This window comes from Commensalibacter melissae (genome assembly GCF_003691365.1).
Taxonomy (GTDB): domain Bacteria; phylum Pseudomonadota; class Alphaproteobacteria; order Acetobacterales; family Acetobacteraceae; genus Commensalibacter; species Commensalibacter melissae.
In genome coordinates this window covers 161,158-185,713 of sequence record NZ_CP033087.1, presented here as the reverse complement: position 1 = coordinate 185,713, position 24,556 = coordinate 161,158, and the positions used below count along the sequence as shown (strand labels likewise).

Here is a 24,556-nt window from a genome sequence, read left to right as displayed (position 1 = left end):
CACTCGTATCTACACGTTCAAATTTTTACTTGAATTATTCTCAGACATTTTCCAGTGTTAAAATTTCATTACTTTCAAAAGGAACTTTTAACTTTCTAAGCAATACCCGTCCAACATCCTGAAGATTTTCCTCTTTCATAAGCTGTAGCAACGAAATTTCACATCCCAACTGATTACTGATCGCAATCTGCAGTTCCACTCCAATCAAAGAATCAATTCCGAGCTCGGTTAACCGAGTATTTCCATCAATTGTATCTGCTGGCAATTGCAACGTTTTTTCCAAAATATGAATTAGATTCTCGATGACAAAAGGTAAACGCCCCTCTAAGGGCAAGGTATTTAACTGTTTCATAACTTCAGTCTGTTCACCTGTTGAAACCCCTAATGCGGTCAAAGGCTGAAAACGACCATAAGTTCGCGTAACAGGAAACGCGCTGAACCATTTTGACCAATCAATATCAAGGACGGCCAAAAAGGGTTTGTGAAGTTTCCATAATAATGGCATTACATCGAGTGCCTTTTTGACAGGTAGAGGATTCACTCCAAAATTCTGAAATGTTTTGACAACATGACTATCCTTTTTCAGCATATTGCCACCATCAATAGCGCCCCACTCAATAGATAGAGCAGGCAAACCAATCCTTTGACGATATTGCGCCAAAGCATCCAGAAAGGCATTTGCGGAAATATAGGCTGCCTGACCGATATTGCCAAACAAATGAGTCGCAGATGAAAATAAAACAAAATGATCCAACGCAATATCCATGGTCAGCTCATGCAGATACCAGGCACCCTGCGCCTTGGGTAACATAACTTTTGCAACCCGTTCCCTATCAAGATTTTCAACCACTCCATCATCAATAATTGCAGCACAATGAAATATTCCCTTTAGGGGATATGGCAACTGTTGCACTTTTCCAATTGTTTGTTGTAGGGCATGAAGATCCGTGAGGTCGCACTGCATTTGATACAAACTGATTTCATTCTCTTGTAAGATGCTTAGAATTTTCTGAATTGATGAATCATTTTTCTTAAGTGAGCGCCCTATCAAGACAAGATGTTTGGCTCCTTTTTCAGCCAGCCATTGCACCAATTCAAGCCCCATACCGCCATAAGCGCCTGTCACCAGATAAAGCGCATTGGCTTCAATCGAGGCAACTTCTTTTTGAAGAGGATTAACCATTACATCTTTTGTATCGGTAAAATTGACTACAATTTTACCGATATGCTGGGCAGAAGCTAATGTTCTGAACGCTTCAACCGCTTTGGCAGCAGGATAGACCTTACAGGGTGGCAGAATAATTTTGTCATTCATTATATCCCGCACAATTTTTGTCACAATATCCAGAACTTTTTCTGGACAAACAGCTCCCATCCGATCCAAATCCATAGAAAAGAAATTAATATTTTTATTGAATGCCTTCATTGGCATCCAACGTTCTTCGGCAATATCTTTCTTTCCCACCTCACAAAAACTGCCGAATGGGGCAAGCAGTTCCAAACTGTGATGTAATGCTTCTCCTGATAGGGAATTCAGGATAACGTCCACTCCCCTTCCACAAGTTACCTGTTTAACCCCATCGACAAATTCAAGATTACGCGAATTCCAAACCTGTTCACATCCCAAATCCCGCAAATACTGACGTTTTTTCTCATTTCCAGCCGTTGCAAAAATTCTGGCTCCCCGCATTTTTGCAATTTGAATTGCTGCCAGTCCCAAACCTCCTGCCGCAGCATGAATAAGAACTATTTGACCCTGTTGTAAATTCGCCAAATTGATCAGTGTATGATAAGCTGTAGAGAACACTATGGGCACAGTAGCCGCTTCTGCATCAGGGATTTTATGTTGATCATATTCCTTGATTTTATCAATTTCATCAGAGGTCAACTGATATCGTTTTGATTCCCTTAACAAGGAATGCGTGGAATAATGGACCGCGTAAATATCCTTCAATGCCAGGGTAACATGTGAGGTTAAACATCCCTTAAACGTAATGACAAGGCGATCTCCAACATAAAAGCCAGCCTCCTCCGCCCCTTTACCAACGGCGACAACCTTTGCAGAGGCTTCCATTCCCAGTCCATCACCGTGAAATGTATCCTTCATGACAGAACGCGGTAACAGGCCCATAACTTTCAATACATCTTTAAAATTCAAAGAAGCATCAATAATTTCAAGTTCTACATGACCTGGAGGCGGTGGTTGACGCACAAATGCATCATAACGGATTTTATCCAAAATACCCGGAAAACCAGAAACAAGCCGAAATCCAATTTTTTGAGAATCAAATTGTTCATAGGGAACACATTGCATTTCCTCACGCCTTGTCATTGGTGTTAGACGGGATAGGTAGCGATCCTGACCACGCAAGACAACATCATCCTCCATCTCCTCATCCAGGATTTCGGCTGCAAGGATAGCTGAATCTGTCTTAAGATCCGCATCAATATCAATCAATTTTAATTTCAGTTCAGGACGTTCAAAGGAAAAAGCCCTCGCAAATCCTCTTAATGATGATTGATCCAAATTAATTGATTTATTATTTTCATGAATTTGTTCTGATCCATTAGTAATTATCACGAAACGAAAATTCTCTGAAATTTTCTTTTCTTCAATTACCGGTAATCCATGTGACAGCACCAGAGCTTCTTGTACCAGAGACAATCCAATTCTATCTTCAAATTCGTTGTTTCTGGTATAAAAATAAACAACCGCACGACATTGATGAATATTAACAAAAGAAAAAAAATCCTGATAATCTTTTACCTGACCTTCCCGAATATGAAATAGGTCTTCGATCTCTTTTCCAAACTGCTGACCAATCTTTCCAACAAGAACAGTTATCCCCTGCATCTCAAGTTCTTTTTTCAGGAGTTCCAAAAATTGATCACTATCTGTCAATATCGCAATCTTGGCAATTTCTCCTAGAAGAGATAAAGGTTTTGATTTTTGCCATTCACGATGATAAAGCAATCCCATCTGTCTGGCTTCTTTCTGCTTTTGACTGGCTATTTCTTTAACAGTCAACCCCTTGATAGAAGCAATCAATTCTCCCTTTTCAGTATAAAGATCAATATCACCAGTGAATAAGTCTTCATCTCTTACCGGATTATTGGCATAAGCATATAACTTGCCCTCATGTCGACCATAATACATAACCCGCTCAATAGCGACAGGAAGGAAAGTGGTATCTTTTATCTGTTGTTTTGCACACAAAATTCCAAACAGTTGAAAAGCCCCATCCAACAAGGTTGGATGAATACAATAATCCTTGATACTATTCTTTTCAGTATCAGCAATTTCAAGATAGGCCAATACGGCATCAGAATTATGATATAATCTCTTAATTGTTTGGAAAGTCCGGCCATATTCCAGTCCATGCTCACGTAATTTCTGGTAAAAGAACTCAATCTGAATATCTTCAGACATTTTCCCTTTTAATATCTGGAGATCAATTACCTTATCTTCCGACCATGGCATAGTACGTCGCAGAGCAACCGTTGCATATAATTCCCATTCATGCGAATCATTTTTGACTCGCCCAAAAGCAAGTAATCGCCCTGTTAAATCATCAAGGCACCAAGTCATATACGGATAAAAATGCTGGTCAATAATCATTGCCTTTTTTAATTGCAGATCCTCGATAATGGCAGGCTCCTGCATTTCTTTAGGTGCATCAATTGCCAGTTGGGCATGAGCTGCCAACGCGGCCTCAACATACGCCGCCCCAGGCAAGACAATCATCCCTTCAACCTTATGGTCGGGCAACCATGGCATAAAATTGATATTCATCTCGGACAACCAGCCCCGTGATGCGGCCCAATCAACATTGCCTAGAACTGGATTTACGCGTTCCGCCAACCGTGTCGCTTTAGAATGTTTACTCTCAAAAAGATAACTTTCTCGTGCCCAACGATAAAAAGGTAAATCGACCCGTTTTCCACCCGTGATTTTTCCCCAGTCAAGATCAAGACCTATTGCGGAAAGATTGGCAAGCGTTTTTATAATGGCTTTTTCTTCAGGTTCAGAACGGTGCAAACTATAAGTAACAGCAATCGAACTGTTTAATGTTGCAGCGCATTCTTTGATAGAAGAAGATAAAACTGGATGAGGACCTATTTCCAAAAATAGATTGTGTCCATCATGAATAAGAGAGGATACCGCCTCGGCAAACAAAACTGTTTGACGTAAATTACGATACCAATAATTCTCATCATGAAAGAAGGTGTCATCACAAATACGCCCCGTAACCGTCGAATACAAGGGGATTACAGGCATTTGTGGACAAATATCTTGCACTGACGCCTCAAATTCTTCCCGGATCTGATCCATGATGGGATTATGATAGGCAAGTTCCACCCTAAGAAAACGATTGAATTCTGAATGCCTATCAAGTTCAAGTGCAATTTTTTCTAGATTTTCTTTTGATCCAGATAGAGTAAAAGAACGCGTACTGTTAATCGCGGCGACCGTAACATCTCCGGCATATTTTTCAATTAAATTGACCGCCGATGAAGGTGGCAGACCGACGGCCAGCATTGCCCCCTGACCAGAAAATTTTTGTTGCAATTGACTACGATGGTAAATGACGGTAACGGCATCCTTCAAACTTAAAGCACCTGAAATATAGGCGGCAGCAATTTCACCAACACTGTGTCCTACAATCGCAGATGGTTCAATTCCATAAATTTTCAGGGCTGTCGCTATACAAACTTGAATTACAAAAATGGCGGGTTGAGCCACCGCCGTTTCATGAATACGAGATTCGGTTTCCATTTTCTGCATCTCTTCAAGAATTGACCAACCTGACAATTTCTTAAAATAAGAATCACATTTCCCAGCGATTGTTATACATTCAGCAGGCCCCCTCGATAAGAGCCATTTTCCCATTCCCCACCATTGTGGACCCATGCCAGAAAAAACAAAAACAGGCCTGCTTTGTGTTTTAACCTGCTGATTACCAATTATTACATCCGAATTTACCTTATCCTGTATAAAATCCTGAAGGTTTTGAATAAATTCATCTTTGTTTTTTGCAACAACAACCAGATGTTTCTGAAAAAATGAACGATGCTTTCCCACTGAATAACAGATATCCGCAAGGGATATATCGGTTCCCTGCTCGAAATACTCACAATAACTTTGTGCCATCAATTTTAAAGACGGCAATTGTTTCGTTGATAACGATAAAATATACCGATTTGAAGGTAAACAAGCAGTTTTGCCACAGATATCTGATGATTGTTCATTTTGACGAGGAGCCCGTAAAATAACATTTGCGTTTGATCCACCATAACCAAAGGAATTAACCGCAACATATAAATCATCTGACAAGGATTTTAATGAAACAACTTTATCCTGAATCAGGCGTAAATTCATCTCAGCAAAAGGGATATTAGGATTTGGCTCTTTTAAATTTGCCTGTGGTGGCACGGCTCTATGCTTGACACACAAACAAGCCTTAATCAATCCGGCCACACCTGCCGCCGCTTCTAAATGCCCGATATTTGCCTTTACAGATCCTATGATAACAGGTTGTCCGTTCGGTCGGCTTTTGCCAATTGTATTGGAGATTGCCTGAGCTTCCAAAGGATCTCCCACAGGTGTCCCTGTTCCATGCGCCTCAACATAAGCGATATCTCCCAATTGTACATTGGCCTGTTGAGCAACTTGATGAATTAGTTTTTCCTGTGCACGCGCATTTGGAACGGTTAATCCTTCATTATGTCCATCCTGGTTAATTCCAACCCCGCTAATGACTGCATGAATTTTATCTCCATCACGCACAGCATCTTTCAGCCGTTTAAGAACAACAATACCACAACCCTCTCCCCTGCCATATCCGTCAGCAGAAGCATCAAAGCTTTTACTTTTTCCATCTTCGGCCATGAAATTGGCCTTGGCGACAATAGCACCGGATTGATCCGTGATCATCAAATTAACGCCGCCGGCCAAGGCCATATCACTATCGCCATTTCTCAGACTTTGACACGCCAGATGAATTGCGGTTAAAGAAGATGAGCAGGCTGTATCAAGAACAAGCGAGGGACCACAAAAATCAAAAAAATAAGAAAGTCTGGCAGAAAGCATAGTAATCGGCAAAGTTGTAGGAAGAAAATTTCTTTCTATTTCCCCTTCTTTCGCTTCGCTAACAGAGTGTTTCGTTAACCAGTCCGTCGCAAAGACACCTATAAATACGCCCACTTTTTGTCCAGCATAGGATGATGGAACAAGACCCCCCTCTTCTAACGCCTCCCACGCGACTTCAAGTAATATTCTTTGTTGTGGATCACATTGTACAGCCTCTTTAGGAGACATACCAAAAAACAAGGGATCAAATTCAACTATAGGCTGTGTCAGAAAACTGGCATTTAGAAAAAAGCTTTTGGCAATAACTGAATTATCCTGATCATAGGCCGTCCGCCAGTTCCAACGATCAGGCAAAATACGGCTAACCGTTTCTTTTTTCTGACAAATAGCCTCCCAAAAACTTGAAAGATTGAAAATATCTCCTGGGAATCTACAGCCTATACCAACGATTGCAATTTCTTCGTTACTATATTTGTTTATTAGTCTTCCCATAAAATAACACTTTCTTTTTTCTATAATTATTTATTATATTTTCTCATTAATAAAATGTTCTATCTCGAATTTTTATTAAATGGTTTCAATATATTGCATTGCCAGCTTTTCTAGATGATTGCGCAACACATGTCCCTCTTCATCCCTCGGAATGGAATTAACCCATAAGACACTTACATCGGGCAGGTTATAAAATTCTTTTTCCAATATCCTGGCAATTTGATCAATATCAAAATTATCTCCGCGGACAATAGCTAACCAGGGTTGCTGAATTCCATCGTTATCAGGCATGGAAAACAGAGCCGCATCTTTTATACCTTCTATACTGCAAATGACTGCGTCAATTTTATTAGCGTAAAATTTATCACCTCCAAAATTGTAAAGTTCATCTACACGACCAATCAGCCTTAAAAGACCTTCCTCATTCAATATTCCTAAATCGCCGGGATAGAACCAACCATTTTTAAACTGTTTATGAGCATCCTGAACATTTTGGAAAAATTTCTGTACGATATTTGGACTTTTAATTCGGATATTACCTATCTCACCATATGTTAGTGGATGGTCTTGATCATCAACAACCTGCACATCAATCCATGGCATGATCCACCCCGCTGTGTCATCATGGTTGATTTGATCAATATTGATCGAAGCAATAACCCCTGCCTCACTTGTCGCATAGGTAACATTCAGATTTTTTGTCAGACGTTGCTGAACAAAATGACGTAAACCATTAGGAAAATTACCAGCAACGACAATTAATCTTAAATGATCCTGTCTGGGTATATCTTCTGGCAAATTTTCTGCAATCAATTGAAGCTGTGCAGGCGAAATAACCATCAAATCAGGTGACAACATGGCAATAGCGGCAAAATACTGCTCGCGATCAGCCATAATAATTGTCCCGCCGATTGACCAGATGCTTAGATAGCATAAAAATCCATGAAAACTGCCAAAAGCTAATGTGGGTAGCAATGTTGGATATCTCGGAATTTCCGACATAAGAGACCAGCTGATTTTTTCCTGGGTAATCATCCTTATGACAGATGATTCAATCATTGAGGCTGTATAATCAATTCTATGCCGCATGAAAGACGTTCCAGCCGCAATTGAAACACGTACAATACGATCCGGTTCATAGAGCGTATAAATGGGATCAGGTTTGAAACGCTTCATGGCCTGATCATACCAATTCAAATCAAGCACGTGTATTTTAGCTGCCGTATCAATATCAAAAAGCGTATCGCTAATAATTGCATCAGGCTGCAATATAGCAATCTCCTTTTCAGCAATCTCGCTATTACTGGACACTGACGCTGAAGCGACACCAATTCGGCTTAGCGCCATTAAAAGCATCCAGTGAATATGTACTTGCTTATAATTAACAGCCACAATTTCGGAACTATTATTATAAATAACGTCCAATAAAGCATGTGCAAGCCGATTTATGTCTCTATTCATTGCCGCAAAAGTAATTGAGCCTTCGAATGAACGGATAGCAATTTTATCCGGTGCAACTTTTGCAACATAATCTATGAAGCGATCAAACACGTCTGTTTTTCCCTTAAATAAAAGCTTCCCTTTTAGCTATAATAAAAGGAAAGCTCTATTAACCCTATTTAACTGGACAATCAACAAATTGCTTTATGCCAGTTTCATCATTTCATTGATATCATCTTCAACAAAATAAGAAGCTGTATCTGTCAGCTCAACCCGGATCAATTTTTTCCCAGTGCCAAATCTTGTTATCTCAATTGGCAATTGCGCCAATCCCATTGTCCAACGATCTGTTCTATCGGGCTCAATGCTATGCCAACCTGAAAGTTCCGAAATATCAGTCGGGAACATGATCAGGGTTCTATTAGAAATCACGCTAATTTTCGAAACCAAAACACCTAGTGTCCGTCTATCATCTATAAAGGGTCCAATAACATCTGAAGGTAAAGATGTTTTTGAATTCATGGCTACAACATAAGTACCATCAGGAATAAAGAAACTGTAAATATTATCCTTGAAATGAACAGGCTTAATCTTTTTCCCTTTATCAGTAATAAGGCATAAATCAGGATTACGGGTTATCGCTCTTTTTATGATAGGTTTATACCCCAGCTGAGTTGCCCTGCGATCCAAACGATTCCAAATCGGTTCAACCTTGCTTCTGGAAACAGTCAATGGTGCAGCTGCGTCATTTTCCCAGCTTTTATGACCTGCATGTTCATTAAACTCCAGACCGAAATTAACAATATCGTTATCAAATAGATACTTATCATCTGTATTTAAATAAGATTCAGTCATCAGATTTTCTGATAGCAAAATCGAGTGTTGTTCTGTTTCAACATGATAAATCTGGAATTTGTCCCAGGATTTATCAATAACAATCGAACGGCCATTAACCAACATACGGACAGGAATCAAACCACCATCAATATACACGGTATGTTCAGGGGTTAAATATAAATCACGATGCGGTTTATTCAGACCAAATGCGTGTGCTTTGATACAAACTGGATACAAATCGTTTTTATTTTTACCTTGATCCACGGAAATATCCGTTTTACCAATCCAAACAATTTTACGGTTTATCCTTCCATTATTACAAATAGCCACAACCTCATCACCAACGGAAAGAGATTCTACCGGTTTTTCACCTTTAGATGTAAGAATGTTTGTTCCCAATAGAAAGCATTTTGTTATATCAAAATAGGAATTACCATCAGAACCCCGAACAATATTTACATTAGGCAATGCCTGATTGCTGTCCCCTGCATCATAACGAAAAGAGGCAATAGTTTTGGATGTTTTTCCATCATTGTGAATAATGGATAAAATACCGTCCTTATAACATGTATAAAAAGTGTTAACATCCGATGACCCAGTATCATTTTCAAATAACAGATGATCATCGAGTTTAAAATTCTTGATCACCAAATGACCATCGACATCTTCAATGCTACCATGATATTCGTAAACGCCATTGGCTTCATTATTAAAATCAGCAATCAAATCATTTGAAGAACTTGACCTTGTTATTTGTTGACCATTAACGATAACACGGGCACCATTATGAATAATGATTGCCGGCATATCTGTACCAACATTGGTGGCATTGATTGAACGGATATTCAAAACTGCATCATTATCCAATTCTATAACACCCGGATTTACACCGTCCATTGTTAGAGAACCAATATCAACTTCAGAATTTTGCGCGATTTTTATCCGACCATTACCGCTCAATATTACATTGGATAAAGAAACAACATTGGACTCTGCACTGTTATAATTCAGATTTGCGACACCACCATTACTCATGTCCAGGTTATGAACAGTGACATACGTCCCATCCAGATTAATGGATGCATTCTTGTTCAACATCACTGTATCTAAGATAAGATTGTTTGCCAAACCAGTAGAAAAGTTAACCATACCCGTTAAATTCACGTCACCAAAATTACCGGTAGCACCATCCGCGACAGCAAATGTTTTGGCTAGACTTGATGAATTCGATAGATTCCATCCTTTCACATCATAGATATCATTCGAACCCAGGGTGAAGTCGTTCGTATTCAAATCAGCAGCAACCGTTCCGGCCGTAAAAACAACATTATTATTTAGTATAAAATTATTACCGTTACCTGATAACGTGACATTGCCAAAGGTCAGATTACTCATATTACCTGTATTGAACGTGATATTTCCCAATAAATTCACGTCACCAAAATTACCGGTAGCACCATCCGCGACAGCAAATGTTTTGGCTAGACTTGATGAATTCGATAGATTCCATCCTTTCACATCATAGATATCATTCGAACCCAGGGTGAAGTCGTTCGTATTCAAATCAGCAGTGACTGTTCCGGCCGTAAAAGCAACATTATTATTTAGTATAAAATTATTACCGTTACCTGATAACGTGACATTGCCAAAGGTCAGATTACTCATATTACCTGTATTGAACGTGATATTTCCCAATAAATTCACGTCACCAAAATTACCAGCCGCATCATCCTTAATGGAAAATGTTTTTGCAAGACTTGACGAGTTCGATAGATTCCATCCTTTCACATCATAGATATCATTCGAACCCAGGGTGAAGTCGTTCGTATTCAAATCAGCAGTGACTGTTCCAGCCGTAAAAGCAACATTATTATTTAGTATAAAATTATTACCGGTACCTGATAACGTGACATTGCCACCACCTAAGTTAACCGATGCATTCGTTACAGCTGTAAATGATGTATTGCTACCCAGACTTATCCCAGTTCCTGTAATTGATCCTGAAACATTAAATTTGTTATTATCGCCAAGGGATATATTGCCAAACTCAAGATTATTCGCATTACCCGTATTGAAGGTGACATTTTTACCCAATAAATTTACATTACCAAAATTGCCGGTAGCTCCATTCCCGACAGTGAATGTTTTGGCAGGGCCTGACGTATTTGATAAATTCCAACCTCTTAGATCATAAAAATCATTCGAGCCTAGGATAAAATTGTTCGTATTCAAATCAGCAGTGACTGTTCCAGCCGTAAAAGTAACATTATCATTTAATTTAAAACTATTATTTTTATCCGATAACGTGACATTACCACTACCAAAATTAACCGATGCATTTGTTGCAGCTGTAAACGATGTGTTGCTACCCAGGCTTATACCAGCTCCCTTGATTGATCCTGAAACATTAAATTTGTTATTATCGCCAAGGGATATATTGCCAAACTCAAGATTATTCGCATTACCCGTATTGAAAACCGTTTTATCAACCGTGGTTGTATCACCTATATATCCAGTAGCTCCATCCCCTAATGTTACCGTTCGGGATACATTAACATCAAAATTATGAACATCAAAATCAACATTTTTTCCTATCGTTAAAGAACCCCCGCGATAACCGATAATAATTCGGTCTGCAGAAATACCAGCATTATCACCGATAGTGAACGTTTCACCATTACCTATTAGCTGGATAGCACTCGCGACAATCCTACCTTCATTGCCAACAGAAATAATGCTTTTACTACCATTCTGAAGCAGCGTTTTTGCAGCGGATAAAATCCCCCCATTTCCTATAGTCAACAGCTGGTTTATTCCATCTATATTTAAATTGCCGTCAGTGGTTTCCAATAAAGATTGGCTCCCCAACATCACTGAATTTGCATTACCATTCAGATTGATGTCACCACTTATTGTCATTGAGGTTAGATTTCCGGCAGAAATCAATGATCTTGATGTAGGATGATTGGTTTCTGAACCAATCCCTCTAAAATCACCAAGATACATCCCGTTTCCTTGAATGCCGACATTATCACCAATATTTAACCGATCAAAGCTGCCATCAATGGTAATATCTTGGGTCAAGCTGACTTGATAACCGTCCCCAATATGAATCGACGCACTTGAATTATTCTGGTATATATAACTGGATCCGTTTATGGGAACTTCCAGATTTTCAATGTAATATCGACCCATACGAATGTACCCAGCATTCAGAACACCTCCCTGCAAATCGACATATCCCTGGTTTTCATTAATAACAATACCAGAACCCAAACTGATATTTGCCCCTGAGCCAATGACAACGCTATTATTTGAACCGACCTTGAATTCAGCCAGGGCATTACCATCACTGTCTATAAAATTTGAATTGGAAGTATCTTTTAAATAATGTCCCAGGGAAATTATATTCGCTTCAAGCGCAAGTCCTGTTCCAAACTGTAAAAGTGAATTACTGGCATCTAATCTTATCACACCATCCTCTGCAAAGGATGGAGCATTGGCCATCGGATACAAATTTTCATAACCTAGAGAAATATTGGCATCGTTACCGATAGACATATAGGCAGTACGGTACTTGGAATCCTCATCAATAATTCGGTCCATACTATTTTGACCATAACCGACTGATATTTCAGCCCCTGTTAGGGTCAAATTATCCCCCACTGTAACGGATGCCCCTGCCTCAGCTGCAAATATGCCGGCATTTCTGTTGGTAAGATGAATGACATTATCATCACCAATTATCAGCTGCGCCGCCTTCCCCGAAGCGGACAGATCCATATAACCGGCACCCATACCACCAGCAATGGTAAACCTGTTTCCCAAGCCAGTGGACATATACCCACCTGAACCGACAAACACACCACTTCCTGTATGGGCCCAACCATTGGATCCAACACTTATCTCTGTATCACTTCCAATTGTCATGGAGGCCAACATATAAACCCCCAACGTGCCTCCGACATTAATCTTGTTATTATTGCCTACACGTGTCCAATTGGCTGGTTTATCGGGTCGAATATCACCAACAAGCCCCCAATTTCCATCAACATCCATTTTTACATGATTTTGGGTTGAAACAGCACCTGTTCTCTGATTTTCCATACCTGAACCAATGGATTGACCTGCATAGGATTTATCCGCCGCTCCACCCAAAAATCCATTAACACTTAGATATGACCCTTCATCCAGGATCAGCGATGCGGAACCCGTTGCACTTTTTTCATTATAACCTAACTGTAAATTTCCCGTTCCAAAGGCATCATATCCTGAACTGTTTGTGTCTCCCACATAAAGTTTGTTGCCAGCCCTCACTTCCATGGTTGCCTTGTTGTCACCCGCACTAACCATAACGCCGGTTTTATTCCAGATAATCATGTGTCCTGGACCATTCTGGGCACTGATCAAATTATCAATCTGGCTTAGAAATTTTTGCCCCCAATCCTGTTCTTTTATAAGTTTTCTAACGATGGGATTAGTGATATCAACCCCATTCTTTTTTAATAGATCCCTAAGCGTGGCTCCAACAACAAGTTGCAATCCATCACCTATCAACAGGTCATTACCTTGACCCGGATCATTGATAACAATCCTGGAGGAATCAGGATCAAGTGCGTTTGCAAACAAATCCCAGCCTTGTCCAGCCGCCGCTGCAATCGTGCTCATCATGTCGGTAGGATCTGTCATGGAAAATGTCAAAGATGTAAAATTAAAGGCAAATGTATTATCATTAAACCCATTAGGATCAGGTTCATAACCCGATCCCCATTCAGGATGCGCCTGAGATGGATCATATTCAATAGAGTTGCTTGTAGCACCAGGAATTGGCTGAAGCATGGCAAACGTTGACGTATGATCAAAACTTGAGGAAGAAATTAAGGAAGAAGTTACTGAAGAATCGTCAGATACGGGAACTGAATCTTCACCACTTCTCAATGTGGCTGCATCTTGTACACGTGTAGGCTGCATTAATTTCATCCTTAATTAAAGTCAATGGTATTTTTAAATATTGTTCAATTGATTAATATGATCTAGTTAAATATATCTGGCATTATTCTCTTAAAATAACTTCCGCAAATTGAGGGATAGTCAAAGCTTTCCCCCCAATATTGACCAATTCAAAATATTCATTCCATTCACTTTCTTGAAAATGTCTAACTATATATGAAGTCAACTCATTAATTGGTACAGACCAGGTTACATAATATTCCGCATCCACTGCACGAGGAACTTTTCCGTCTATTTGACCAATAGCGATTAACTGGACCCGATTTTCACCTGCCAAGGTTGATAGACTTGAAATCATGCGTTGCAAAACTTGTTCTTTGATTGCCTTTGTAAGCTTTATCCATTTTTCCCTACCGGTAAAAACCTGGGTAAATACATAGGCCATAATATTTCCTTTTAATTCGCCATTTTTATATAAAATCAGTTTCCTAATCTTTATATAAAAAGATTTTTAAATAAGATAAAAAATATGTAATTGATTCAACAAATAAAATTTATCTTTAATAATATCAATAAAAATACAAAGAATAAATCATTAATTTAATACGATTTATTTATTATTGATATAATTTAACGAATATTTATAAAATCTATTCTTTAATTTAATAATAATTTATTCGAAATATAAAATATATAATAATTAAGAGCGTAACCATTATAAATCATTACGATTTATTAATTACGCTCTTGATAACAATTGAAATAATAAAAAATAATTATTTGTAGAAATAAAATAACATTATTTAATTCTACAACCTTTATCGATCACATGATTATACCGATGCCAAACATGTGTTTCACCAAATAGGCTGATCCCCATAAAACCCCGGATTTTTAATTGATCATGATCGTCAATCCAGATTTTGGCATCATAAATTTTTTCATTCCGGGGATCGATAATTTTTCCTACCCAATATTTACTTTTTTCCTTACGCATAAAATTACGCAACATTAAAAAATTGCACTGGGAAGTTCCTTTAGAACTCACGGGAGCAACAGGTCCTTTATATTGCATCCCTACAAATTTGCCACAAAGACCCTCACCACATTTATATATCTGAAAAACACCGTCTTCTGCCTTGGTTGTCCATAATCCAATTTCTGGCATGGATCTGGTTTCATTCAGATTTTGCGCGTAATTTTCATAAAAGGGACAACATAAGAACATTCCGCCTATCACAGCACCTAAGATCTTGGTTATAACTTTACTTTTATTTAACACTTGCTTAATTATCTCCATTTATTAATAAATAAATCAGTATTTATTGATTTATTTCAATAATGCATCAAGCTTCCCGGTCTCTTCCATCCTTAACAAATCATCACATCCACCCACTGACTGGCCATTTATAAAAATTTGCGGAACAGTAGTCTTACCCCCCGAACGTTTTATTGCCTCTTCTCGTTCTGCCGTACCTTTAGGAGCATTAATCTGATTAAATTTCACGCCTTTTAAATTTAAGAGCGTCAGAGCTTTTTGACAAAAAGGACATCCTGGTTGTGTATATATTTCAACTTTTGCCATAGTTTTTCTCCCAAAAACATTTAATTACAAATAATATATCTTATTTATGATAATCTATAATTTATAAACTATAAATGAATAATTTTATTTTCAGAAATAACTTACTTTTGCAATAACAACCACAAATATGCGTTTTACACCCGCTTCTAGTAATATTCTGCTACAGGCCATCAGGGTACTGCCCGTGGTCATAACATCATCCACCAATATAATTGTCTTACCCTGAAGAATTTTTGAATAGGCTGGATTAACCTGAAATGCATTTTCCAGTAAATCTTGTCGTTCCTGTTTATTCAAATGTCCCAAGGACTGTGTATCCCTAATTCTTTTCAAGGCCAATAATAAAAGGGGAATATTTGATCTTTTGGCCAATTTTTTTCCCAGCAGGGCCGATTGATTGTATTTTCTATGTCGCAAACGTTTCTTGTATAACGGAACAGGAATTATATATGCAGCATTATCAAAAAAGGGATTGGCAATATTCCAAATAGAACCTGCTAAAAAGTTCAAGCCATTCAACCGATCTGCATATTTTAAGGGTAAAATTAACTTTTTAATCCCTTCGTTATATACAAAAGCTGCCCGCCCCTTTTCCCATAAACATGGCTCTTCCCGACAACTCAAACAAAGATGATCCTCTCCCGCCTCTGAATCAGAAAGAAAAGGCGTTCCACATTGTTCACAACAGGGCTCCACAATAAATTCAAGCTGTTTGAAACAGTCAGAGCATAAATATCCAGATCGTTGAATATGAACACCGCATAAAATACAGCGTGGCGGAAATAAAAAATCAATTATATCAAGATAAGCTTTCGATAGCATTTTCTTAATATCATTATTCTCTAGTTCCCCATTACATGTAAAACCAGTTCTCGAATATGTGGCCTTTTTCTATGTTCAAACAAATAAACGGCCTGCCATGACCCTAAACTTAATTTCCGATCAATGACAGGAATAGACAAGGAGGTTTCGGTCAACATCGTTTTTAAATGGGCGGGCATATCGTCACTCCCCTCATCAGCATGCTGATAGGAGCGATTTTCTGGAACAAGATCATTAAAATAATTTAGAATATCACTTCTTACCGAAATATCCGTATTTTCTTGAACGATTAAAGAAGCTGATGTATGTTTACACCATATCGTTAACAGGCCAGTATTGATGGCTGATCGCAAAATCCAACTGGACAGGTCAGCCGTAATCATGGTTAATCCCTGACCTTGCGTTTTAACACTCAATTTACCAACCTGCTGTTTCATTCTTTATTTTAAAAACCCCACGATATATTCTGCTTCAGACACAATAGGATCAGCAATTGCTGATGCCTTCTCGGCACCCTCTTTCAAAATTGTCTGTAGATATTGTTTATCTGCCAACATTTTCTTTGTTTCCTCTCTGATTGGTGCAATTTTTTGAATTAAAAGATCTGACAATGCGGATTTAAAAGGACTAAATCCTTTTCCGCCAAAATCCTGGAGCACCTGTTCAATCGATTGCTTGGCTAAAACTGAATAAATTGACACTAAATTTAACGCCTCTAAACGATGTGACAACCCTTCCTGTTCAGACGGTAAGGGTTCAGAATCACTTTTTGCCCGTTTAATTTTATTCGTAATTGCATCATCCTCATCCAGTAACTCAATCCTCCCCTGTTCGGAAGGATCCGATTTGGACATTTTTTTACTACCATCCCTTAAATTCATTACACGGGCGCTTGTTTTTGGAATAAATCCCTCGACAACAGGAAAGAAATCGGTTTTGTAGTCATGATTGAATTTCTGGGCAATATCATTTGTTAATTCCAGATGTTGACGCTGATCCTCACCAACAGGTACACACGTTGCCCTATATGCCAAAATATCAGCGGCCATTAAATTAGGATAAACATACAATCCTACAGAATTGGCCTCCCTGTTTTTGCCCGCCTTATCTTTAAACTGTGTCATCCGGTTCATCCAGCCAATTCGCGCAACACAATTGAAAATCCACGCCAAACGCGCATGAGCGGATACAGCTGATTGATTAAATAAGATATGCTTGTTGGGATCAATACCAGCAGCCAATAAAACAGCCGTCTGTTCCAAAGTCTGTTTTCGTAGGGATACGGGTTCCTGCCAAACCGTCAAGGCATGCATATCAACCAGGCAATAGATACATTCATTATCCTGTTGAATATCAACCCAGTACTGAATGGCCCCCAGATAATTTCCCAAATGCGGGATACCAGTTGGTTGAATTCCTGAAAATACGCGCTTACCTGACGGCTTGACACTCATAAATCACCTTAATCCTTTATTTATTAGTTATCCGGTTGGTTTTTGGTTACCCCAACAAGATGAATCTTAAAAATTAATGGGCTATTTGAAGGAATAATCCCCATAGATTTTTCTCCATACCCTAATTTAGGCGGAACATAAAGCTGCCAAACATCGCCAGGATGCATTTTAGGCAGGGCTTCCATCCAGCCAGGTATTAATCCCTCAACAGGCATTTGCATTAAACCACCACCATGCCGATCTGATGAATCAAATATGACACCGTCTGGCAAACGCCCTTCATATTCCGCCAAAATTAGATCCCCTGGAGCAGGAGAGGCTTCCTTAGGGTTTCCAGACTGGATAATACGGTAAGCCAATCCACTAGGTAATGTTTTCACTCCCGGTTCAGCCTCAACCTTTTGCATAAACTGTTCGGGGGTTAATTGCTCCTTTTTACTACCAGCGCAAGCAACCAAGGGAATTGCCAAAACCGCAGGAACTATCCAAGAAAGCATCTTTTTCATTTTCAACTCCTGATTATTCAAATTTTACAAGGCACCGCCACGTCGACCTGCCTGTGCGCCCAAACGTAGTCGTAACGCATTTAATTTAATGAAGCCCTGTGCATCCATTTGATTATATGCACCTTCATCATCTTCAAATGTTACAACACGCATATCGTAGAGACTATTCGGACTTTCACGTCCCATCAAGATAATATTACCTTTATACAGCTTCAATTTTACACGACCGGTAACAGAATGCTGACTTTCATCAATCAGGGCCTGCAGCATTCGGCGCTCTGGTGAGAACCAGAAACCATTATAAATTAATTCCGCATAACGAGGCATGATACTATCCTTTAAATGCCCGGCCTCACGATCAAGAGTGATCGATTCCATATTTCTATGGGCAAATAATAAGATCGTTCCACCCGGTGTTTCATAAATTCCACGAGATTTCATGCCAACAAAACGATTTTCAACCAGATCAAGACGCCCGATACCATTGGCCTTACCCAACTCGTTCAAACGAGCCAGTATAGTTGCCGGGGACATTACAATTCCATTAATCGCTACAGGATCACCAGCTTTGAAATCAATACTGATTTCAGTCGCCTTATCTGGAGCATCTTCCGGTGAAATTGTTCGCTGAAAAACAGCTTCATCAGGAGGAAGGGAAGGATCTTCCAAAATTTTCCCTTCCGAAGATGAATGTAAAAGATTGGCATCGACCGAAAAGGGAGCTTCTCCACGTTTATCATGAGTAACCGGAATCTGATTTTCTTCAGCAAACTGCAATAAACGGTTACGAGAAGCGAGATCCCATTCACGCCAAGGCGAAATAACAGTGACATCGGGTTTTAATGCATAATAGGCCAGCTCAAATCGAACCTGGTCATTCCCTTTACCCGTTGCCCCATGCGCAACGGCATCAGCCCCCACCTGTTCGGCAATTTCAATTTGTCTTTTAGAAATAAGTGGACGCGCGATTGAAGTTCCCAATAAATATTGTCCTTCGTATAGCGTGTTGGCACGAAACATTGGAAAGACATAATCCCTTACGAATTCTTCACGCAAATCCTCGACAAAAATTTCTTTTACACCAAACATTTCCGCTTTTTTACGGGCTGGACCCAATTCTTCCCCTTGTCCCAAATCAGCCGTAAAGGTTACAACCTCACATTCATATGTTTTTTGTAACCACCGTAAAATAACAGAAGTATCCAACCCTCCCGAATAGGCCAGAACAACTTTTTTTACATTCTTATGTGCCATACCGCTTACTTTTCATATCAAAATTTTACAATTATGATCGGTTATATCATCAATATAAAGCTTTTTAAATCATCATTCTTTGCAAGAAACCTAAAATTAAAATTTTAAAAAAAATATATTATGAATAAAAATGTATATTTAATAACTATTTGATTTATATAACTTAAATTATTACAACTATTGTTCAATAATAAATAGATCAATAAATTTAAAATTATACAGAACTTTTTCTTATTCTAAAAAATTAACAATCAGATTTTTTTCATATAATCTAAAAAATTAAATTCCAAAATAAAAATTTTATATTATTCGTAAATTAAAACTGATTCTATTTATTCCGCAACGCTTCTTCCAAAGACATTTTGAATTGACCAGGTTTTAAAGGTTGAGGTTGTGACGCGTCGGGAGACCAACCTGTTAAAATGGCAAAATTTATATCAACTTTAATAGGTTTAAAAGTTTCCAAACGTGCAATAAATTCGGCAAATAAAGTTTTTTTTGCAAAATAAGCCTGATGCATTTGCAAGGAATTTGTTTCCCCTGCCCAACGCAGATCCCGAAATAAAGCCAATGAAGAGCGATAAACAATTTCAATCGCCTCCTTATCAATAGTGGGTAAGGCAAAACCAGCCCGTTGCATCAAACTTGCACATGATCTTAAATCAGGTAATGGAGAAATATGCGGCAAAACAGCACCACAATATTCCATTTCAACTTCAGCCATTACGGTTCGTAATAAAGAAAGAGTCGGAAGTATAGGAATTGCCGCCAGGAAAAGACCATCAGGCTTCAAAATTCTTCGAATTTGTAATAAAGTACCAGGCAAATCATTAACCCAATGCAAGTTAAAATTCGCAATAACCAGATCAAAGCATCCTGATTTAAAAGGCAAGAATTCTTCATCCATACAGATTTTCGAATTTACATTCATTGAGACCAAATCTGCCGACAAATCTGCCGATATCATCTTTATTTTTCTATTTTTTAAGTAGGAAGAAACATACCCTCGCCCTCCGATTTCCAAGGCAAATTCAAAGGAACGATTTATATCGTCAAGTCGTTCCAGTAACCGATCCGTACATTGTTGAAAGATATCCTGTATTTCAAAATGATATAAAACAGATCTATCTCGATGCAATTTCAGAAGAGAACGGTTAAATAATAATGGAACATTCATGGCATATATCATTTGATAGATAACAAAAAGGATACAATCGCTAGACTGTATCCTTTTTATAAAAAAATAGAAACCAGTTAAAATTCTAATCTCAATTTATTCTTCTGGAAATTCCACACCAGAAGCCTTCAACTGGGCTTTTAAAGCATTTTTCAATCGCTCCAATCCCTCATCAGATGTACTCTCCGCTCGTGCCACTAAAGCAGCTTGAGTGTTGGAAGCCCTTAAAAGCCACCATCCATCTTCTGTATTCACCCTTACACCATCAATCGTCACGACATTGGCCTTCTCTTCCTTTAACCGTTCAGCCACTTCACGGACAACAGTGAATTTACGCTCATCGGAACAATCAAAACGAATTTCAGGAGTAGAAATTGCTTTGGGCAAAGACTCTGTTACTTCTGATAAAGGACCCTTTAACCGGGCGACAATATCAAGCGTTCTGACTGCAACGTATAATGCGTCGTCAAACCCGTACCATTTATCTGCAAAGAAAATATGACCAGACATTTCCCCACCGAGAACAGCCTTTGATTCAGCCATTTTGGCCTTGATCAAGGAATGTCCAGTACACCACATCAAAGGATTTCCACCCGCTTTTTGAATTTCATCAAAAAGAATTTTGCTTGCTTTAACATCAGCAACAATCGTTGCCCCTTGATTGCTGGCAAGAATATCACGACTAAAAATAACCATAAGCTGATCACCCCAAAGGATATTACCTTTGTCATCAATCACGCCAATACGATCGGCATCACCATCAAACGCAATACCAATATCAGCCTTGCGATTGGCCACCTCTTTCTGAAGCTGAACAAGGTTTTTGGGAACAGTAGGGTCTGGACTATGAGCGGGAAAATCGCCGTCTATCGTTCCATTCAGAACAATATGTTCACCGGGCAACTTCTGAACCAAACGGGTTAGAATATCACCAGCAGCCCCATTACTGTTATCCCAGACAACACGTAATTTCCGTTCAGTTCCCCCAAAATCTTCCAAAAGCCGATTAATATAATCTTCTGAAACATCAACCTTGCGAACTGTACCATTACCCTCTGGAACCACATCACCAGCCGCAACCTGTGCCCCTAAATCCTGAATCTGCTTACCAAAAAACGGTTTGCCACCCAGCATGAATTTCATCCCATTATATTCTTTGGGATTATGACTGGCCGTAACCATAACAGCACCATCAGCCTGCATAACTGTTGAAGCAAAATAGAGCATTGGGGTCGGACCACGACCGATACGGACAACTTCCAAACCGCTTTTCTTTAATCCATTTACCAGAGCGGCCTCTAAATCAGGCGAACTAACCCGACCATCATAACCAACAACAACTTTTTTTCCATTTTTCCTTGCGACCAAACTGCCAAAGGACCGTCCGATCGCATAGGCATCCTCGACAAAAAAAGTCTGTTCATAAATGCCGCGAATATCATATTCTCGCAGGATTGTCGAATTAATTACACGTTGATGTTCCATTATTTAACCTCTTCATGGGCATATTTCTGTATTATCTTACGCATGGCCGGAGCTAGGTCGGGACGTTTCAAAGCAAAGGCAATCTGAGCTTCTAGAAATCCAGATTTGCTTCCACAATCATACCGAACCCCATTATATCTCAACCCATGAAAAGGCATTTGTCCAATCAATTTTTCCATAGAATCTGTCAATTGAACTTCATTTCCTGCACCTTTTTCCATTTTAGAAAGATATTTCATAATTTCAGGTGACAAAATATAACGTCCAATAATTGAAAGATTAGAGGGAGCCTGTTCAGGCTCCGGCTTTTCTACAACCCCGGAAATCGTGACCAGTTTTCCATCATCCTTTTCAATATCCACAATACCGTAACTGGATGTCTTTTCACGAGGAACCTCGGTAACAGCGACAACATTTCCGCCATATTCATTATAAACTTCAACCATTTGCGCCAAACATCCTGGCGTCGCCATAATCAAATCATCCGGTAATAAAATGGCAAATGGATCATCGCCAACAAATGTACGAGCACACCATATTGCATGCCCCAACCCTAATGGGGACTGCTGACGCAAAGCGGTTAAAGAACCTGCCTCAATACTAGATGGATGGAGAGCCTCTAGAGACTCTTTTTTACCTCTTTGTCGCAGTGTATCCTCAAGTTCATAAGCAACATCAAAATAATCAATTAGAGAATCTTTTCCTCGACCTGTAATCAGACAAAACTGTTCAATTCCTGCCGCACGCGCCTCATCCAGTGCATATTGAATCAATGGACGATCAACAACAGGCAACATTTCTTTTGGCATTGATTTAGTTGCGGGCAAAAAACGGGTTCCTAAGCCAGCGACAGGTAATACAGCTTTTTTTAAAGGTTTAATCACAGAACTCTACCTTGAAATTTAATAATAAAAACAAATATGTTAATGTCTAATTTAGAACAAAACAAATATTATTTCACAATTTGATAAGAATATGTAAAAATTATGATAAGGAGGCCACATTCAATAATTAAATGCGAAATTCCATTTTAATTAAATAACTATATGTGAATCTTGATCAAATTATGTCTATAATTTATGTGCAGTAATGGTACCATAATAAAACTAAATTTTAACAGAAAAATTTGTTTTTTCAAACTTCCCAGAAATGATTGCTATTACAAATATATCGAATTAAATTTATCTTGATAATATTTAAATATAATGTGAATCAAAAAAAACCAAAGATGAATAAAATACACATCTTTGGAAGATTATACTTAATTAAAAAACCATTACTATTTAAATAACTTAAATTATTTTTAAATAATATTTATTTAAAAAAAGCTTAAATAATTTAAATATACTTTCTTTTTACAGCTAATCTATCGTGAAAACAATATATGGAATAAAATCCTGGATATATTTTGCCAATTTTTTGGTCATATGAAGAAAATCATATTTTATAAAATTTATATTAGTTCATGTGTATAATTTTATTACACAATTTATCAGCTTCCACTTGATCAATTTATTTTATTTCATTTTGTTAATATTAATGTATACTTTCCTAAATTTGTCATTATTATTCATAATGTTAAAAAAGGGTTTATAACAAGGTCACTTTATAAATGCCAGAATTAATCAAAAAAACGATTTTCCTAAGTCATATTACAGAAGAAAAAGAACTTACAAGTATATTTCAACAATTAATCGAAGACAGTTTTTTTGGACAAGTCCATGTTTTCACGTCCAGTTTCTCCATAAAACCGGGTCAAAGATGGTTTGATGAAATTGAAGAAAATTTAAAAAATAGTGCCATCATGATTGTATTTTGCAGTCCCAAAAGTATTCAACGTCCCTGGATCAGTTTTGAATGTGGGGCAGGATGGCAAAAAAATATCAATGTTATTCCACTTTGTCACTCTGGATTAACCGTTGACACCTTACCGAGCCCATTAAATTTGCTTGAGGGCGGCAACATTTCAGATAAGAATAAGATAACAGATATATTTGAGATCATTAAAAATGAAATCGGCTTTAACCGTTTACCTATCATAGACTTCGATTCATTATTTAAAAAAATAAATGAATTTGAAAATAAATATCTTCCAGCAAATAATAAAAATACGATAGATCTACCTCAACGAAGCCCATTGTCTTCTATAATTTCAAAAATATTATTGGAAATCAAAAAAATAAATCCCGGTTTTTTTAAAAGACTCAAAACAATGTATAAAGATCCAAAAATGGGATTAACGCTTCCCCCGGTTCCTTTAATTTATTATAGCTACAAATCTTTAAAATGCCACTTGTACGAATTACGCAAACACGACAATAACTTTCATTTCAATTATAATGTACCATCTCATTCAGGCACATTTAACCCTTACGGAAATCTAATTTTAACTGTTTCCCCTGAAGTTAAACAATTAATTGTAGAATTATAATTTTTATATTTTATCCAAAATTTTAATGCGTG

15 protein-coding genes are annotated in these 24,556 nt (G+C 38.2%); 1 reads left to right on the top strand and 14 read right to left on the bottom strand.

The features are described 5' to 3' along the window. Positions 1-40 precede the first annotated feature (40 nt). From D9V35_RS00750 to galU, 14 genes are all read right to left on the bottom strand, one after another. Complete coding sequence (locus D9V35_RS00750; protein WP_122122901.1) at positions 41-6,583, bottom strand: type I polyketide synthase; 6,543 nt, start codon at positions 6,581-6,583, stop codon at positions 41-43. 75 nt (positions 6,584-6,658) lie between these two features. After that, complete coding sequence (locus tag D9V35_RS00745) at positions 6,659-8,134, bottom strand: AMP-binding protein (RefSeq protein WP_122122900.1); 1,476 nt, start codon at positions 8,132-8,134, stop codon at positions 6,659-6,661. Between the two features lie 93 nt (positions 8,135-8,227). Continuing rightward, positions 8,228-13,831 (bottom strand): Hint domain-containing protein, encoded by a 5,604-nt coding sequence (locus D9V35_RS00740; protein WP_162988513.1) that lies wholly within the window; start codon positions 13,829-13,831, stop codon positions 8,228-8,230. An 82-nt stretch (positions 13,832-13,913) separates the two neighbouring features. Further along, the gene (locus D9V35_RS00735) at positions 13,914-14,255 is read right to left on the bottom strand and encodes a DUF6616 family protein (RefSeq protein ID WP_110439525.1); all 342 of its coding nucleotides are present in this window, start codon (positions 14,253-14,255) and stop codon (positions 13,914-13,916) included. A 354-nt stretch (positions 14,256-14,609) separates the two neighbouring features. Beyond that, complete coding sequence (locus D9V35_RS00730; protein ID WP_162988512.1) at positions 14,610-15,092, bottom strand: DUF2147 domain-containing protein; 483 nt, start codon at positions 15,090-15,092, stop codon at positions 14,610-14,612. A gap of 48 nt (positions 15,093-15,140) precedes the next feature. Continuing rightward, the gene (gene grxC, locus D9V35_RS00725) at positions 15,141-15,395 is read right to left on the bottom strand and encodes a glutaredoxin 3 (protein WP_122122897.1); all 255 of its coding nucleotides are present in this window, start codon (positions 15,393-15,395) and stop codon (positions 15,141-15,143) included. A gap of 90 nt (positions 15,396-15,485) precedes the next feature. Further along, positions 15,486-16,217 (bottom strand): ComF family protein, encoded by a 732-nt coding sequence (locus tag D9V35_RS00720; RefSeq protein ID WP_122122896.1) that lies wholly within the window; start codon positions 16,215-16,217, stop codon positions 15,486-15,488. Between the two features lie 20 nt (positions 16,218-16,237). Then, on the bottom strand, positions 16,238-16,654 hold the full coding sequence (locus D9V35_RS00715) for a secondary thiamine-phosphate synthase enzyme YjbQ (protein ID WP_122122895.1): 417 nt from the start codon (positions 16,652-16,654) through the stop codon (positions 16,238-16,240). A 3-nt stretch (positions 16,655-16,657) separates the two neighbouring features. Beyond that, positions 16,658-17,671: a tryptophan--tRNA ligase gene (gene trpS / locus D9V35_RS00710; protein WP_122122894.1), complete on the bottom strand. Its 1,014-nt coding sequence runs from the start codon at positions 17,669-17,671 to the stop codon at positions 16,658-16,660. Between the two features lie 23 nt (positions 17,672-17,694). Further along, positions 17,695-18,177: an FKBP-type peptidyl-prolyl cis-trans isomerase gene (locus D9V35_RS00705; protein WP_110439519.1), complete on the bottom strand. Its 483-nt coding sequence runs from the start codon at positions 18,175-18,177 to the stop codon at positions 17,695-17,697. Positions 18,178-18,201: 24 nt separating this feature from the next. Beyond that, the gene (locus D9V35_RS00700) at positions 18,202-19,431 is read right to left on the bottom strand and encodes an argininosuccinate synthase (RefSeq protein ID WP_122122893.1); all 1,230 of its coding nucleotides are present in this window, start codon (positions 19,429-19,431) and stop codon (positions 18,202-18,204) included. A 328-nt stretch (positions 19,432-19,759) separates the two neighbouring features. Continuing rightward, entirely contained in the window at positions 19,760-20,608 is an 849-nt protein-coding gene (locus D9V35_RS00695; RefSeq protein WP_205910310.1) for a methyltransferase domain-containing protein, read from the bottom strand. Between the two features lie 96 nt (positions 20,609-20,704). Continuing rightward, positions 20,705-22,093 (bottom strand): phosphoglucomutase/phosphomannomutase PgmG, encoded by a 1,389-nt coding sequence (gene pgmG / locus D9V35_RS00690; RefSeq protein WP_110439517.1) that lies wholly within the window; start codon positions 22,091-22,093, stop codon positions 20,705-20,707. Continuing rightward, positions 22,093-22,977 (bottom strand): UTP--glucose-1-phosphate uridylyltransferase GalU, encoded by an 885-nt coding sequence (galU, locus tag D9V35_RS00685; protein WP_122122892.1) that lies wholly within the window; start codon positions 22,975-22,977, stop codon positions 22,093-22,095. The genes pgmG and galU overlap by 1 nt, the downstream gene beginning before the upstream one ends. Before the next feature lie 728 nt (positions 22,978-23,705). Between galU and D9V35_RS00680 the strand changes: the two genes are divergently transcribed. Next, positions 23,706-24,524: a toll/interleukin-1 receptor domain-containing protein gene (locus D9V35_RS00680; RefSeq protein ID WP_122122891.1), complete on the top strand. Its 819-nt coding sequence runs from the start codon at positions 23,706-23,708 to the stop codon at positions 24,522-24,524. Positions 24,525-24,556: the final 32 nt, after the last annotated feature.

Excerpts from the sequence above, each read along its gene's own strand:
- D9V35_RS00705 (WP_110439519.1), bottom strand. The coding sequence starts at position 18,177 with ATGAAAAAGATGCTTTCTTGGATAGTTCCTGCGGTTTTGGCAATTCCC.
- D9V35_RS00700 (WP_122122893.1), bottom strand. The coding sequence starts at position 19,431 with ATGGCACATAAGAATGTAAAAAAAGTTGTTCTGGCCTATTCGGGAGGG.
- D9V35_RS00715 (WP_122122895.1), bottom strand. The coding sequence starts at position 16,654 with ATGAAACAGCAGGTTGGTAAATTGAGTGTTAAAACGCAAGGTCAGGGA.
- D9V35_RS00695 (WP_205910310.1), bottom strand. The coding sequence starts at position 20,608 with ATGAATGTTCCATTATTATTTAACCGTTCTCTTCTGAAATTGCATCGA.
- D9V35_RS00740 (WP_162988513.1), bottom strand. The coding sequence starts at position 13,831 with ATGCAGCCTACACGTGTACAAGATGCAGCCACATTGAGAAGTGGTGAA.
- pgmG (WP_110439517.1), bottom strand. The coding sequence starts at position 22,093 with ATGGAACATCAACGTGTAATTAATTCGACAATCCTGCGAGAATATGAT.
- D9V35_RS00750 (WP_122122901.1), bottom strand. The coding sequence starts at position 6,583 with ATGGGAAGACTAATAAACAAATATAGTAACGAAGAAATTGCAATCGTT.
- grxC (WP_122122897.1), bottom strand. The coding sequence starts at position 15,395 with ATGGCAAAAGTTGAAATATATACACAACCAGGATGTCCTTTTTGTCAA.
- D9V35_RS00735 (WP_110439525.1), bottom strand. The coding sequence starts at position 14,255 with ATGGCCTATGTATTTACCCAGGTTTTTACCGGTAGGGAAAAATGGATA.
- D9V35_RS00680 (WP_122122891.1), top strand. The coding sequence starts at position 23,706 with ATGCCAGAATTAATCAAAAAAACGATTTTCCTAAGTCATATTACAGAA.
- D9V35_RS00720 (WP_122122896.1), bottom strand. The coding sequence starts at position 16,217 with ATGCTATCGAAAGCTTATCTTGATATAATTGATTTTTTATTTCCGCCA.
- trpS (WP_122122894.1), bottom strand. The coding sequence starts at position 17,671 with ATGAGTGTCAAGCCGTCAGGTAAGCGCGTATTTTCAGGAATTCAACCA.